Annotated in this window: 7 protein-coding genes and 1 pseudogene; 7 read left to right on the forward strand and 1 reads right to left on the reverse strand. The window is 54.1% G+C overall.

Going from position 1 to position 14,842, the window contains the following annotated elements; genetic code table 11:
* Nucleotides 1-35 precede the first annotated feature (35 nt).
* Nucleotides 36-1,310: a hypothetical protein gene (locus tag SJY41_RS20520; RefSeq protein WP_380784246.1), complete on the reverse strand. Its 1,275-nt coding sequence runs from the start codon at nt 1,308-1,310 to the stop codon at nt 36-38.
* Nucleotides 1,311-1,579: 269 nt separating this feature from the next.
* Between SJY41_RS20520 and SJY41_RS20525 the strand changes: the two genes are divergently transcribed.
* The 7 genes and pseudogenes from SJY41_RS20525 to SJY41_RS20555 all read left to right on the forward strand — a co-directional run bounded on the left by SJY41_RS20525 (nt 1,580) and on the right by SJY41_RS20555 (nt 14,293).
* Nucleotides 1,580-2,725 carry a Gfo/Idh/MocA family protein gene (locus SJY41_RS20525; RefSeq protein WP_380784247.1) on the forward strand — a complete coding sequence of 382 codons (1,146 nt, stop codon included), beginning with the start codon at nt 1,580-1,582 and terminating at the stop codon, nt 2,723-2,725.
* Between the two features lie 32 nt (nt 2,726-2,757).
* Complete coding sequence (locus SJY41_RS20530; protein WP_380784248.1) at nt 2,758-3,252, forward strand: glycosyltransferase; 495 nt, start codon at nt 2,758-2,760, stop codon at nt 3,250-3,252.
* A 13-nt stretch (nt 3,253-3,265) separates the two neighbouring features.
* A complete protein-coding gene (locus tag SJY41_RS20535) occupies nt 3,266-4,144 on the forward strand; it encodes a hypothetical protein (RefSeq protein WP_380784249.1) in 879 nt (292 codons plus the stop codon).
* A gap of 33 nt (nt 4,145-4,177) precedes the next feature.
* A complete protein-coding gene (locus SJY41_RS20540; RefSeq protein WP_380784250.1) occupies nt 4,178-5,512 on the forward strand; it encodes an outer membrane beta-barrel protein in 1,335 nt (444 codons plus the stop codon).
* A gap of 802 nt (nt 5,513-6,314) precedes the next feature.
* Nucleotides 6,315-7,418 (forward strand): annotated as a pseudogene (locus SJY41_RS20545) (IS3 family transposase).
* A gap of 3,752 nt (nt 7,419-11,170) precedes the next feature.
* Nucleotides 11,171-12,649: a hypothetical protein gene (locus SJY41_RS20550; protein WP_380784251.1), complete on the forward strand. Its 1,479-nt coding sequence runs from the start codon at nt 11,171-11,173 to the stop codon at nt 12,647-12,649.
* A gap of 144 nt (nt 12,650-12,793) precedes the next feature.
* A complete protein-coding gene (locus SJY41_RS20555) occupies nt 12,794-14,293 on the forward strand; it encodes an oligosaccharide flippase family protein (RefSeq protein ID WP_380784252.1) in 1,500 nt (499 codons plus the stop codon).
* Nucleotides 14,294-14,842 lie beyond the last annotated feature (549 nt).

Here is a 14,842-nt window from a genome sequence, read left to right on the forward strand (position 1 = left end):
TAACGGACATGACCGTCGATGTTGGAAAAGGGGCGTCATATGGCCGGCTCCCAAGACAGCTTGCGCAGCCGGAGCACCGGCGCACTGCGCCAGGACAAGCGCGGGAACGCGGTCGAGGACCGCATGAAGCCAGCTAGCAGCCAGAGTGGCGCGGCTATCTTCATACTGAACACCGCGTTGCCGGCGACTAGCAGGTTGAGAAACAGGAACAGGCTTACAGCCCAGGCGCAGCGACGCTGCTCAGGCGACCGGAAAGGGATCGCAAGCGCTACGTACAGCCAGATGGCAAAAGCCCCAACGAGCGAGCAGGAATAAATGAGATAGGAATATCCGCTATCAGGAAATTCCGTCGCATCCGCGACACGAAGGCCTAGTGATGCTGGGAAATCCGTCAATGACAGCAGCCGGACCGTCAGGCCAATCCGCCCCGCAAGATCGTCCTCTTTCGAAGGCCCCATCCACGATGATAACCCAACCGCAAGTCCAAGCAGGATGATCGGCAAGATCAACGTGCCGTAGCGCGGCAGTCGCGGATACAAAAAGTAGCCGGCCAGCGTAATTCCTGCGAACACTGATGCCATACGCGTGTTGTTAGACATCAAGGCAAGTAAAACGAAGGATACGATCAGAATTCGCTCGCCACGAACTAGCCATCGCCACATGGTCACTAGATAGATCCCGACAACACTCGCAAAGTTGGCAAGCGACGTTTGTTCTAGAAATATCGATGATGTTCGAGGCGTTGTAAATATACCGAAGCTGAACCGTCCTTCAAACCCCAGTGCGTTACCAAAAAGACCAACGTCTCCGTAATCAATCTCGCCTATCCCGCGAGTATTTTGATAATAGCTAAAAGGTTTGAAGAGCTGACTATATTGACTGACGGCCAGTATTTCAAAGATCATAACACTACCAACGATGCCAACAGCAACCAGAAAAGCGGCACGAATTGTATAGGCATTTGAGCGTATCCCTAGTGCGGTAAACAATGCAACAATCGCCACATTGCGCAACGCTTCGACTAGGACGCTCCCGTTTGCCAGAGACAGGAACACTGTCCCAAAGAATGTCCCCATCAGGAACGTTAGCCACGCGCCATCATCTACCGTTAACCTTTGGCGGGCAACGATCACCCCTGCCCCGCTCAGTACGATGAATTCGCACAACGCCACTTGCGTCACAGACAGGCTTGTTACGTGTGCGTTTACGATGGCGAGTATGGCATTGTAGCCGATAGCCGCAATCAAAAGTGCGACGATCGGCCATTGCACGCCTTGGTTGCGGCCCTCGGTGCCCTGCACGATTTTCACACTCTCAAGCATGCCACAAATGTAGATTGCATTGAGGTCTTCAAGAAATCACTATTGTGATATCATACTAGCTCAAAATGAGTACGTACGAATAAGCCCTGACATCTAGCACATGGAAACTCGAATGACTGTTGCCTTCCCAACCGCCAATATCATTAAGGTATACCCCGTACTGGGTCCTACAGTTTTAGTTGGATAAATCTGTGATTTCAGGTCATTCACAATGAGTAATACTGTTACCTGCTACACCGGGAATCCGACACGCGCCTATGGTGATGATCGAATCGGAAGATCAGGGGATGCGACTAATGGAAGCTGTCCGAAATATCGCTGTGGTCGGGTTGGGAAAGATGGGCGTTTCTCATCTGAGCATAGCCAACGCGACACCAGGAATGAAGGTGGTTGCGATCTGCGACACGTCAGCAATGATCGGTGGCATGATCGGAAAATATACAAAACTTCCTTTTTACCCTCAGTATGACGATGTCTTGGCGGTTCCGGATCTGGACGGCGTCATTATAGCAACCCCTACCCGTCACCATGAGGCCATGATCCGCCGAGCTCTAGCAGGCAAACTGCACGTTTTCTGCGAGAAGCCGCTTACATTATCCGCGGCAACCAGCACGGAGCTAGCACAAATAGCCTCCGAGCAGAATTTAGCGGCACAGGTCGGCTATCATAACCGGTTCGTTGGCACTTTTGCTGAGGTAAAGCGCCTGCTCGATCTTGGTACGATCGGCAAGATTCGCCATGTTCATGCGGACGCCTATGGTCCCGTTGTACTCAAGCCCGCTGCCAAAACTTGGCGGAGTAAGCCGACAGAAGGCGGCGGATGCCTGTATGATTATGCGGCGCATCCCATCAATCTGATGAACTGGTACCTTGGCAAGCCGGTCTTTTGTACCGGAGCACAACTTACGAAGCAATGGTCCGAAGATGTCGATGACGCCATCTACTCCAATCTTATGTTCCCAGGCGGGGTATCCGGTCAGGTGTCCGTCAACTGGGCTGATGAGACAATTCGTAAGATGACGACCAGCCTGACCTTATGGGGGGATGGAGGTAAAATCTCTGTCGATAGACAGGAGGTTCGGGTTTACGTCGGCGACAAAGGCAAGGTTTCAGCAGGGTATCGTCCAAAATGGACGGTTCGCAATATTACTGACCTAACGCCACATCCCGCCTTTTATTTGCGCGGTGAAGAATACTCCGCGCAGTTGGAAGGCTTCGTAAGCGCCATGAATGATCCAGCGACTGGATACGTCAATAGCTTCGTGAGTGGCGCCGAGACGGATCATACACTTGGGATGATCCGCAGTGCGGCGGACGGTATCCGTGAACCCGTGGTACCGATCGCTGTCGCTGCAGTAAAACGTCCAAAAGCCACGATGCTTGCTCGCGCCTTTGGATATTAACCAGTGGCGCAAACTGCAACTGGACGCATCCAATGATCTTCGCTTCGGTAGGATCGATGTTGCCGTTCGATAGACTTACACGCGCGGTCGACGCGTGGGCTGGTGAAAACCCTAAAACTCGCGTGCTTATTCAAATAGGCAGCGGCGTATACGAACCACAATATGCCGAATGGACGCGGATGATGCCGCATGAGGTGTACCTGAAGCACATGACCGACTGCAGGTTGTTTGTAGCCCATGTCGGCATCGGGTCCATCCTTCAAGCGCTCGAACTCGGACGCCAGATGCTCATGCTGCCCAGACGCGCGAGCTTGGGCGAACACACGACCGATCATCAGCTGGATACAGCCACAAAATTCCACCACACCGCCGGTTTGGCCATCGTTGATGATACCCCGAGCCTCCATTTGGCAATGAGCAAATTATTGGCTTCGCCGCTTTCAAACGCTGATCGGCTGTCCAGTTTCGCGCCTGAATCAATGACTAACAAGATACGCGATTTCCTACTGACATCTATTCCCCGGTAAGAGGACCTGATCCATGGACCGAATTTTATTTGGCGATAATCAGTTCTTTGGCATAAATCATATGTCGGAGGACAAGGCGCGCCAGCAGATGATGCAATTTGCAGAACTGCCGGCAATTCTTGATACCCTTACAGCCGCGCGCGATGCCGGTATCAAGGCGTTCATGTGCACGACACACGACAGGATCAGCGAGATCGCCGATGCTGTGCGCAGCGCACCTGACGAATGGCCGGATTTTCAGTTTTATCCCTGTATGCCGTACGCGCATAAATATGCGAACGCCGTCACCGATCTTGGCTATCTTGGTACCGTACGCAAATTCCTGCCCAGCGGAGGCATTTTCGATACCGCCCTGCGCGGCGGTAAAGCTCTTATGGGCCGCGACGTGGAAGGCATCGCAACTTTGCTGATCGACGCCGAAATGAAGCCTTTCCACGGTTTAAAGACGCCCATCGTGTTCGTTCAAAATGTGATTACTGACATGCTGCTCGGACTTGGCTACGCGGACGCGTTTAAGATCTTCGCTGACCATATCCGGGCGCGCTATGATGCCGAGCCGGGGTTCATTACGATGAATTTGCCGATGCTACTGCCGATGCTGGCCTCGGTGGGCATTCACAATCCAATCGTATGTGCCAACGTCAACAAGTCCGGGTTTCGCATGTCGGGTGGCATCGAAGCCTATCGGGACGCAACGCAGCGCTGGCCGGCGCGTGTCATCGCAATGTCGGTCCTAGCGTCTGGTGCGATCCCCGCGGCGGAGGCAATCGAATGGGTCGTCCAAGAACCCTATGTTCGTTCAATACTGTTTGGCGCCTCGAGCGAGCGCAACATTCGCAGCACAGTTGGCCTGATAGAACGCTTCGACACGATGGACATGATGGCCGCCTGATCGCGGCCCGAGAATGCAACGCAAGGGGGGCCTATGCATCGTTTTGGGACGCGTTTGATCACATTGGCGGCATCAGGTATATTCATGCCGCTAGCCGTTATGCCCGCGACCGCACAGGAGAGTGCACTGCCGCGACTAGACCCTGTTGGTACGTCGATTGTCGACCAGGAGAACGGAATAGCATTGGATGTGCGCCAACGAGTCCGGGATGAATTTGCGCCCATGGGAGTCCGCCTAGGCACGTTCCAGGTTTTCCCATCGGTCGCTCTTGGTGCCGGGTACGACAGCAACCTGTTTGCAAACCCTACCGACCGCAAAGGTGCGCCGTTGGTCCAGTTTGAACCAAGTGTCTCGGCACGATCCGACCTTTCCAACGGTGAAATGCGTCTGGAAGCGAGCGGGCGCCTGACCCGGTTTCCCGGTAACAGCGATGCTAATGAAACTAGCTACCGGCTTAGCGCCTCGGGCCGCTACACCGTGACACAGTCAACGGATGTCGAGGCCGGTGCGCAACGCGAGCAGCTGGTCGAGCGACGCGATTCCAGCGGTCGTCCGGATGGTATCGTGACGCCAATCACGTTCCTTCAAAGCCAGGTCTATGCCCGATTGCACCGCGACACCGGCAAGTTTCGGGGCTTCGCTAATCTCGACTATACGGTCTTTGATTTTCGCAGCACCCGCGCGCTCTCGCCCACCGGCGCAATCGTAGACGTCATCGATCAAAACGCGCGCGATCAGAACAGCTTGCGGGCAAGTTTGCGTGCCGAATATATGGTGACTATGGGCTTTTCGGTATTCGCACAGGGAACCGGTACCCGAATTAGCTATCGGCTTGATCAATCGGCACCTGGCATTCCAAATCTCGATGGAACGAACCTGACGGCGCTCGTTGGAATTTTGTTCGGGCCTGGCCAATTAATCCAAGGCTCGATCGGTGCTGGCTATGTTCGACGGAGCTTCAAGACCAATCGTTTCGCCACAATATCCGGCGTGGCGGCCAATGCCGACATACGCTACTTTTTAACCCCGCTCGTAACCCTGTCGCTGGTCGCGTCCCGCAGCGTGGAAGAGGCGGTGCTGCAAGGCTCTACGGGCTTTGTTGCAAATAGCCTCGAAGTGCGCGCTGACTACGAACTTCTGCGCTCGCTCATTCTGAACGCTCGCGGATCTTATCGCTACAATGATTTCCGAGATTCTTCGCGGATAGACAAGATCGCCGAGGCCGGCGCGGGTGCGCGCTACAGCGCAAACCGCCGTCTGAGCTTTGACTTTGATGTGGCGTATGTACATCGCACCGTGACGAACGATGCGTTCAGCCCAACATATAGTGATGTACGTACGCTCGTCGGCACACGCTATAGCTTTTGAGCTTTTAACAGCTCTATGTGTGCGAGATCCAAAGTCCAGACCCGCGGCATTCGAGAAACACGTTCGAACCGATTTAGCTCACGCGTTTGTGCGACGATCCCGTGACTGGCACCGAGGCATCGACTTTTGACGGTGGGTCCTTCGGTACATGATCACGGCGCTGGTGTTGTTCGTTTGGTAAGAATACGGCTGTTGAGAGGCGGCGAATGCATGGTAGCTAACTTAGCATTATCGCAGCATCGCGCCGTCGCTTCACAGAGTAATCCCATCCCAAATATATATATCGACCGGTCAACCCGTCGACATGTCTACTTGTCGGCTTGTCGACTTACCGGTTCATCGACGGAACTTTTTTGGGACCAGCCGCCTCGCAGAAGGTGGATTGGCGCACAGTTTCGGCGCTAGCTGAGTCAATTCCGCGAAATTCGCAGCTTACCGCCATTCTCAACATCGGTGCCTAGTCCAGCAAAAGAAGCCTAAACCTGCGACGGCCCGCCTGGCGTGCGCTGGCGGCGCGGCAGAATCGGACGATGCCCTTGCCGACGCACTAGTCACACAGGACTCAGCACCGTAACGCCCGTTACCAAAGTCGACATAGCCCAGGCCATCGCCGACGCCACGAAACGTTAGCTTCTTATTGCGCCGTTTCGTCAATATTCGGCGTTCAGAATCGTTAACCTTAGCTTGAACGCGCACCGCACCGCGCTGCCATGGGGCAAAGGTGGCTCGGCAAATCTGGACAGGCTGGTAAGTGGAGCTTCTGCCTGAAGGCCGCCAGCATAGCTGCGGAACAGGAGATCAGATGACGAAGCGAACACGCCGGAACCACAGCCCGGCTTTCAAGGCGAAGGTGGCCTTGGCTGCCGTGAAGGGCGAAAAGACACTGGCCGAGTTGGCGCAGCAGTTCGACATTCACCCGAACCAGATCACGACGTGGCGCGGCCAGCTGCTGGAAGGGGCGGCAGGGGTTTTCGGGCCGGAGAATCATAGCGAGCCGGCGATCGGCGTGAAGACGTTGCACGCCAAGATCGGCGAATTGACCCTGGTGAACGATTTTTGTCCGGGGCGCTCGGCAAGGCGGGACTGTTGCCGAGCGCAAAACGATGATCGACCGTTCGCACGCATTGCCGGTGACACGGCAGGCGCAAGAGTTGGGGATCAGCCGCGGCAGCATCTATTATCTGCCCAGGCCGACCTCGGCGGTCGACCTCGCGATCATGCGGCGGATCGACGCGTTGCACATGGACTTCCCGTTCGCGGGTAGCCGGATGTTGCGCGATCTGCTTGCCGCCGAAGGCATCAAGGTCGGCCGGCTGCACGTCTCCACGCTGATGAAAAAGATGGCGATCGAGGCGATCTACCGGCGGCCGAGGCACAAGATCTATCCTTATCTGCTGCGCAAGCTCTTGGTAACGCGGCCCAACCAGGTCTGGGCAACCGACATAACCTACATCCCGATGGCACGCGGCTTCGTCTATCTGATCGCCATCGTCGATTGGTTTAGCCGGCGGGTGCTCAGCAGGCGACTGTCGATCACGCTGAAGACCGATTTCTGCATCGAGGCTTTGGAAGAAGCGCTAACGCGCTTCGGACGCCGGAGATCTTCAACACCGATCAGGGAAGCCAATTCACCAGCATGGCATTCACCGCTGTCCTGCAACGCGAGAAGGTTGCAATCAGCATGGACGGCCGCGGCGCCTGGCGGGACAACGTGTTCGTCGAGCGCCGGTGGCGCTCCGTGAAATACGAGGAGGTCTACCTGCGGGCCTATGGCTCGGTCAGCGAGGCCCGCACCTCGATCGGCCGTTACCTGGCCTTCTACAATGAACGGCGTCCCCACTCGTCACTTGACCGCAGGACGCCCGACCACGTCTACTTCAACCCGCCGCTTCTCGCAGCGACATGAAACCGGCGGACGCTCCACTTAGCAATCGCGCCGAGCTGTTCAGATGAACCGAACCACCTCTGACAACGAAACTGGCCTTCGTCGGTTAAAAGGGGCGGCGAGCGCGGCCACCGATCTTCACCGCCTTTCAGACCTACAAGGAGACGGTCTCAACCCGCAGACCTGTATTGCTGACGTCGCCGAAAGATAGCTGCCGGTGACCAACCGCGCTGTTAACGGACTCATGCCCTGGAACTGGACCGAACAACCTAGCAAGCAGTCACGCAAGCCGATTATCTACGGTCGGCCAGACACACTTACAAAAGGAGTAATCAAGAACAGTAGGAGCAAAGCGCGTCGTATTCCGGTAAACGTTACATATCAGTCGATCACCTTGGAGGGGATGCGCTGATTGACTGGCCGTTCGGTACGCCTGGTACACCAGACTAAGCGTACCGAACGAAGCCTTACTAGCACATTGGGATATGTCCGTTTGCGTCCTTGGCTTGAAAATATGCCAGACGCATCATTGTTCCGAGCCGGACGTCCGCCCGCAAGGGTAGCGGCTCAGCGCCTCGCTTGCCGTCCTCCCCCTTTGGCTAAGTAAGCGAGGCGTTTCATCTCGTTTTTAGGTGAACCAACGCCATCACGCCAGAATTTTTAATGTCGGTAGCCGCTACTTTCCAACATAGGTTGCAGTCCGTCTGGCAACTTTTGCCAAAGGACATTTTCTCTACTCAGCGCAAACGTTGTAAACATTAATTGCGATTCTAGGAAACTGATCAGTCTAGTATATAATGAGTAAACTGTTATAGATCCGCGAGGCTTTAACATGAAACTCATTATACGGCGTTTCTTAGCAACGGTTTTTGCTGCATATACGCTCGCATACATACTTACCATAATCTTTTTCGTTATTTCGATGGCGCCCGTGATGTGGTTTCTTAGATGCAGGACGCTCATACTTCAATATAAAACAAGACTTGGGATACGCCCAAAAAGCCGATCTGTAAGAGCGATTTCATACAATCGCGCGTTAAATAATCATATAGTCACAGGATACGGCAACACGAATTATCGATAGTCTCGCAATATTGGTATTGGGTTCCAGTACTTGGCAATCTCAATTATTAAAGCGCTAGTCGCAGATTGCGTATAACGTGTAGGAGTAACGACTAGTGATAAAGCACACTATAACTAGCTTTTTTGCTTTAGCATTTTGCCACGTACAGGCGGACGGTCAAACTATGAAGGTAGCGATATCATCAGCAGGATCCCCTTCGAATGCCGCTGCGACGGTTTCGCCTGTGACAGTTGCTCAGTCTATAGACCGCTTAGAAACCCCGTTTCGTACCTTCAGTTTTTCGCTTGGAACATCTTACGCTTCCGGTAACTTCGGATCGGACGCGGATGCGAAAATTTGGAATACGGCTTTAGGCGTGCGGTATGCAACGGGGCCGCTCCGGATTACCGCCTCCCTTCCCTACATGCGGATCCGTAGCAATGGCACGGTCTTTACAGGAATAGACTCTACGCCAATTGTCGTAGCGTCACCTTCGAATGGTCGAAAGAAGTCCGACGGGTTTGGAGACCTTACGCTAGGCGCCTCTTACGAAGTCCCGCTAAGCGGTACCATCGAGGTGGAGCTGGCCGGTCGTGTCAAACTTCCGATAGCCTCGCAGGAAAGTCGACTTTCATCAGGCAAAGCTGATTATGCTGGAGCAGTGCAAATCAGCAAAGTCGTCGGAAAATTTGCGCCGTTTGTATCAGGCGGCTACCGCGTTCTAGGCGATCCGTCCACGTTCCACCTTCGGAATGGAGTATCTGCGTCCGTGGGAACTTCAGTTGCGGTGGATGATAGAACCGTCTTACTAACGTCATATCATTACGCACAATCGGCTAGTCGGCTAGTGAAAGACAGCCATGAGATGTTTGCCGGTGCTTCTCGACGTATCGGTACGGGAGGCCTCTTGCTAACCGGCTTTGCGACCGCCGGTTTATCCTCTGGCGCGAGTGCTGCCTCGGGAGGTCTCGGGATCTCGTTCCGGCTGTAGGCAACCGGGTTGACCGCGCCGAAATACTGCAACGGCGTTGCTTCACGTATGAGGCAGCGGCCTACCATGGCCGCCTGCAGCATACTTAACGAGACCGAAGCGTTCTAATCGCATCGATTGCTGTGAGCCGACGCTGTTCCTGGGCTCTTGCGTCGAGACTGTGATCATCCGCGTCGACTACTTTTGTATCGATCAGCGTTTGCGGAGGCGAGTTCAACCGTATCAGGTTATCCCCCGAGGCCGCCAATCGACTTGTCACCGCGTGCTCGTCCAGCGATGCCGTGTTTCCATCTCGTTTTTGAACCGAAGTTCCAAATGTCGCCGACGATAACGTCAATGCGGCTACCGGATCAACATGATCCTCATTAACTCGATTTACGCTACCGTACGATTGGGCAATGGACCTGACAACCGGTACCGCAGCCCGTATAGGGGCACTTTGCGTACTTCGTTTGGCATGCTGGTCCGTAACCGGCGCAGTATGAATGGCGGGGACATCGGTCGGCGTTGGCCGGGCCGTTCGCTGAAGGTGACCGACATGCCGCGGCGCTGCAATTGTCATCAGACCGGCTATCGATCCCGATACGATAGCTGCCATTGCTCCCCATCGTGCTAAATATAGGCGAGTTGCCTGGCGCGCCTGCAGTTGATGCTCCGCATTCTCTCGCTGAACGGCCAGACTCAGCAATGCCGTCATGCTATATGGAATGTCGCTGTCTTGGTTTGCTGTCGATACGGCAGCTCTATCTAGCGCTTGAGGACATGAACGTGTGACGTTGATCATCGCTGCGTCTCCCACGCTGTTCTGAGGTAAACGAGGTTCGGACGGTTAGGCTCCAGATTGACGCCCGCAGGTCGCTCACTCGCGTAAAACACCGCTCTATGCGACGCCTCTAGAAAAAGGTAATAGCCCATCAAGATGCTTTGACTCCTTATTACTGAGTAGGCACGCCGATGTAATCCTAGAATAAGGCCGACGACCTCGTATTACTACGACATGATCCGGTCGTGCAGACTACTCCGATTGGGGGGGGGCGATACCGCCAAAGCCAACAGCGATACGCGAGCTGTATGAATTTTACGCCTGACGTATGAGAGTAGATTGCCGTTTCGCCAGGTACCTCAATGGGAGGGTATCGGAGTACAGCGCCTCGCTTCATGCTGCCGTGCCTTCCTAGGCACAGTCAGTTTGATGCCGCCTCTCGACGAACTACTGCTGTATAATTACCTTGTAGTTTACTTCATACTGCAAAACCATCTCAGTAATATTATCGTTCGCAATCTATGAAGGTCCGTTCAGATCTTCATCCTGCAATAAAAGGTCGCAACGACGGCAGAATCGGCTTTCGTCTAATGCAAATTGCATAATCAATTACCCTTTTGGTTCAGATCAACCCGTCAGCCTATTTAATCGTAATCCGTATTCGCCCTGTCATTTCCGGCCCTCATAATCATAATAAAGCGGAATCCTGACCTGGGGCCTGAGAATTTATGGTAAGCGACTTTGAGCCAGATCCTTGGCAACTTTACCGGTACTAATACCGGTTTGACGACCCGGCGTAGTAGCGCGCTGTACCTGATGCAGCTGACCACAGCTTGGCCGAGGAAAACGATACGCATATCGTCTACTCAGTGCCCCCCTCGATCGATCAAGACCGTCGCGCCTTAACCAAATTAAGCACAGTTAGGCGCCGCTTGATCAGCAAGGATAGCCAATCAGTGAGCACACAGGCAAAATGGACCGATGAGCTCGAGCTCCAAGGCCAACTCATTAACGATGGAAAATACCGTCCTGAATTGTTTATTCTGGATTTCGACGAAACCCTATGGCTGAGAAACTCTACTGAAGAGTTCCTTGCTCATGTCCGTCCGAAGATCATAGCGGCCGTGATACTGCAAATACTCGGGCTCATCAAACCTTGGCGCCTAATTTCTCGCGAACGCCCGGAATGGTATCGAGACTGGATACGGATTGGAGCAGTTCTCCTAGCCTCTCCTTGGTCGTGGTTTACGTGGCGTACATATGCGGTCGGGGCTGGGCTCCAATATGCCAACAATTCGTTGATCCATACTGTCGCAGCACTCAATCCCAAGCGTATTGTCGTTGCGACATATGGTTTTTCATTCATCGTGAAGCCGTTGCTTGCGTCGATCGACACGCGCATCGACCTCATCGTATCGTCGTCCCTGCTATCTGGCGCCAGGCTCAGACGAGTCGGCAAGGGAGAGGCCCTCAGACAAGAGCTGGGCTCGGACATTCTTTCCCAAAGCACAGCGATTACCGATAGCATGATAGATAAGGATCTGTGCGACCTTTGTGCACGCAGCCATTACGTGAGCTGGAATGCCTCTGTCTACGAAAAAGCTGGACTCACTCCTATGATTCCTCTTGTTTATACAACTAGGGTTAAACGACCAAATGAGAATTATATTTTAAATGGTATTTTGGGATATGATTATGCAGTCTTGTGGCTTTCATTCTCACTCCTAAGTCCAAATAGCATTGCTACGTCTGTCACGATCGGTTTATACTTATTAGCATTCTTCGCTGTTTACGAGATTGGGTACCAAGATAACGATCGTGTGGGATTGGCAAAGGAGATAAATCCGGTCGTCAGCCCCGAATATGCTCTGTACGGACATCACTTTCGCGCATCCTGGGCATGGACGTTCGGCATCTGCTTTGCGGCTGCAGGTGCAGTCGCTCAAACATTGGCGGAACCGTCATCCCTAACACGCATCGGGCAATTGGACGGATTAAGCCTCGTCGCTTGGCGTTGGTCCATGGCCTTGCTGTTGCTAGGAATCACGCGTCTGACTTTCATATGGTTTAACACACTATCCCCGAAGTTGCGCATCATCCCTATGCTTATGCTCCAGTTGGAGCGGACGCTGGGCTACGCCTTGATGATGTCGATAGATAGAATCGGCACAGTATTGTGCATTAGTCACGCCATTGGCCGATGGGTTCCCTATGTTATCTATCGGTACGGTGGTGAGCGAAAAGACTTTCCAGCCCATCTTGCGACGCTAACTGTCTTTTTAGCCTGTTTGCCGGTTGTATTAGTATCTGACAGACAACCCATATCATGGGCTTTTACGTTCGAGTTCTATGTAATAACATCGTACCTTATACTCAGAGCGCTTAGAGACGTTTTTACTTGGAGGCGGGCAAGTGCTACAGCTTTATCGAACTAGAACAAATCACCATTACATTTTATTATCCGATATAAATGCAACAGAAAATCAATACACATGTGTTGTGAAATCGGTAATACGACTTTTTAGACGCCAATATATATCGAGCCTGGCCGCTTTGCTGGCACCGCAACGGCCCGTTTCATGACGATGCGCAATAGGGCGCATTTTCCGCGAATTGATGCTAGCGCGAGCCGAGCATCCATTGGCAGTAATGCGGTTTGGGCGGTTATCGGGCAAGGCGCAGGACAGATCCTTTCGCTGTTGTTTTTTTTAATTATCGCCCGTTTTGTATCGCAGGCAAGTTTTGGACTTGTCGCGATCAGCCTTGCTATCGTCGAAGTGATCAGACGCCTGCTGTTTGACCCAGTAGCCTCCGCGACGAACGCGCGCGGGGAAGTGACAGATAGCGATTATGACCTTTGCTTCAACGTGTTGCTGATCACAGGCGGACTGGGCGCATCCATGCTCATGCTGTTCGCTAGTGAGGTGACACGATTGGTCGGCTCGCCAGACGCCGCGCCTGTCTTACGCGTTACGGCATTGATCCTTTTGGCAATGAGCCTTGCCGGGACGCACGGTGCCTGGCTCGCCCGAGCCATGCGGTTTCGTGCCCTGGCGATCCGCGCGACTTTATCAGTGGTATGCGGCGGTATTGTCGGCTTGGGCATGGCATTTGCAGGCTATGATTTGTGGAGCCTTGTCGCGCAGCAGTTGACCATTAACCTGTTCAACGTCGTGACCCTTTGGATAAGCGCCAGCTACCGGCCACGCCCGATTATTACGTTAGGGGGCTTACGCGACCTGTGGCAGCGCGTGCGTCATATTTCGCTCGGCGCTGCTTGGAATTCTATAGCATCGGACGCTGACCTGTTCATCGTGTCCGCGTGGTTTGGGCCTACAGTGGCAGGGGTCTACAATGCTGCCAAGCGGATCATGCTATCGGCCAATCTTATGCTAGGTAATGCGATTTCGTCGGTTGCACTTCCTACGCTTGCAGGAATTCCTGACACCAAGGCTCGCGGCAGAGCGTTTCTTGGGGGCTTGACCATGACAAGCGTTGTTACGGCTCCCGCCTTTGCAGGTCTTGCTGCAACCTCCCCCGTCCTCGTCCACCTTTTGCTGGGACCGCGCTGGCATGCTGCAGCGCCGATACTTTCGGCGCTGGCGGCTAGCGGCTACCTACTATCGCTTGCTCAATTCGCATCCTTAACGCTCATCGTGGGGCAAAGAACCCATTTTGATTCCATGACATCAGCACTGGCTGCGAGCGCAAATATTGTCGTGATGGTGGTTGCCGCACGTTTCGGACCCGTTGCATTGGCGGCCGCTTTTTCGACGGCAACTCTTTTGGTACTGCCAGTGCGGATGGGCTTTGCCCTCAACGCCTTAGGCCTTGGCTGGGACGCTGCCTTGACCGCCATATTACCGCCCGCCGTCGCAGCCGGGTTAATGATGAGCGCCTTACTCGCAATCAGCGCGGAATTTGGCGAACACCTGCCTCCTATCCTAACGCTTGCGTCCCTGATCGCAATCGGCATGCTCGTCTATTTGGCGTCGCTACGCCTGCTCGCGCCTCGATTATTCCGCAGTACCTATGACATCACGATCGAAATGATGGGACGACGGAAATTGCTTGTCTGAAGTAGCCCGGCTGATGTTGAGCCGCTTTCCCACTGGCGGCACTCGTCACGCTGATTGCCTGGTCCGACATATATGTCTTTGCTCCCAGGTTCAGGGTGCATCAGTGTCTGCATCCGGCGAGGGGCATTTGGCGGATGATGGTGTGAGCTGAGATGTTAGCCACGGTGCAAGCATCGTGGCTTGCACCGTGGCTCGAGACGTGGCGATGGCCCAGATCACTGTACTGTCCGGCGTTGAGCGGCGTCGCCATTGGAGCGAAGAGCGAAACTTGGCCTTGTGGAGGCAGCCATTGTGCCTGCCGCGTCGGTTGCCGTTATTGCGCGCGATGTCGACGTCTCGCCGTCGTCGATCTACCATTGGCTGCGCAAACTGTGTAGCAAGCTTTCGCAGCCGACCGGCTTTGCGGCCGTGGCCGTTCATGCGTATCCGCCCGAGATCGACCACGATGCGTCCGACATGCCTGGTCATCGAGCTCCGCGGTGTAACCATCCGTGTGGCTGGCGGCCTGTCTGCGAGCTTGCTGATTGCGGCGTTGCGCGAGCTCAAAGC

The sequence above is a fragment of the Sphingomonas sp. R86520 genome (assembly GCF_042466285.1).
Classification (GTDB): Bacteria; Pseudomonadota; Alphaproteobacteria; order Sphingomonadales; family Sphingomonadaceae; genus Sphingomonas.

Bases quoted from the DNA above. Each gene is read 5' to 3' on its own strand.
- SJY41_RS20525 (WP_380784247.1), top strand. From the start codon at position 1,580: ATGGTGATGATCGAATCGGAAGATCAGGGGATGCGACTAATGGAAGCT.
- SJY41_RS20530 (WP_380784248.1), top strand. From the start codon at position 2,758: ATGATCTTCGCTTCGGTAGGATCGATGTTGCCGTTCGATAGACTTACA.
- SJY41_RS20535 (WP_380784249.1), top strand. From the start codon at position 3,266: ATGGACCGAATTTTATTTGGCGATAATCAGTTCTTTGGCATAAATCAT.
- SJY41_RS20540 (WP_380784250.1), top strand. From the start codon at position 4,178: ATGCATCGTTTTGGGACGCGTTTGATCACATTGGCGGCATCAGGTATA.
- SJY41_RS20555 (WP_380784252.1), top strand. From the start codon at position 12,794: ATGACGATGCGCAATAGGGCGCATTTTCCGCGAATTGATGCTAGCGCG.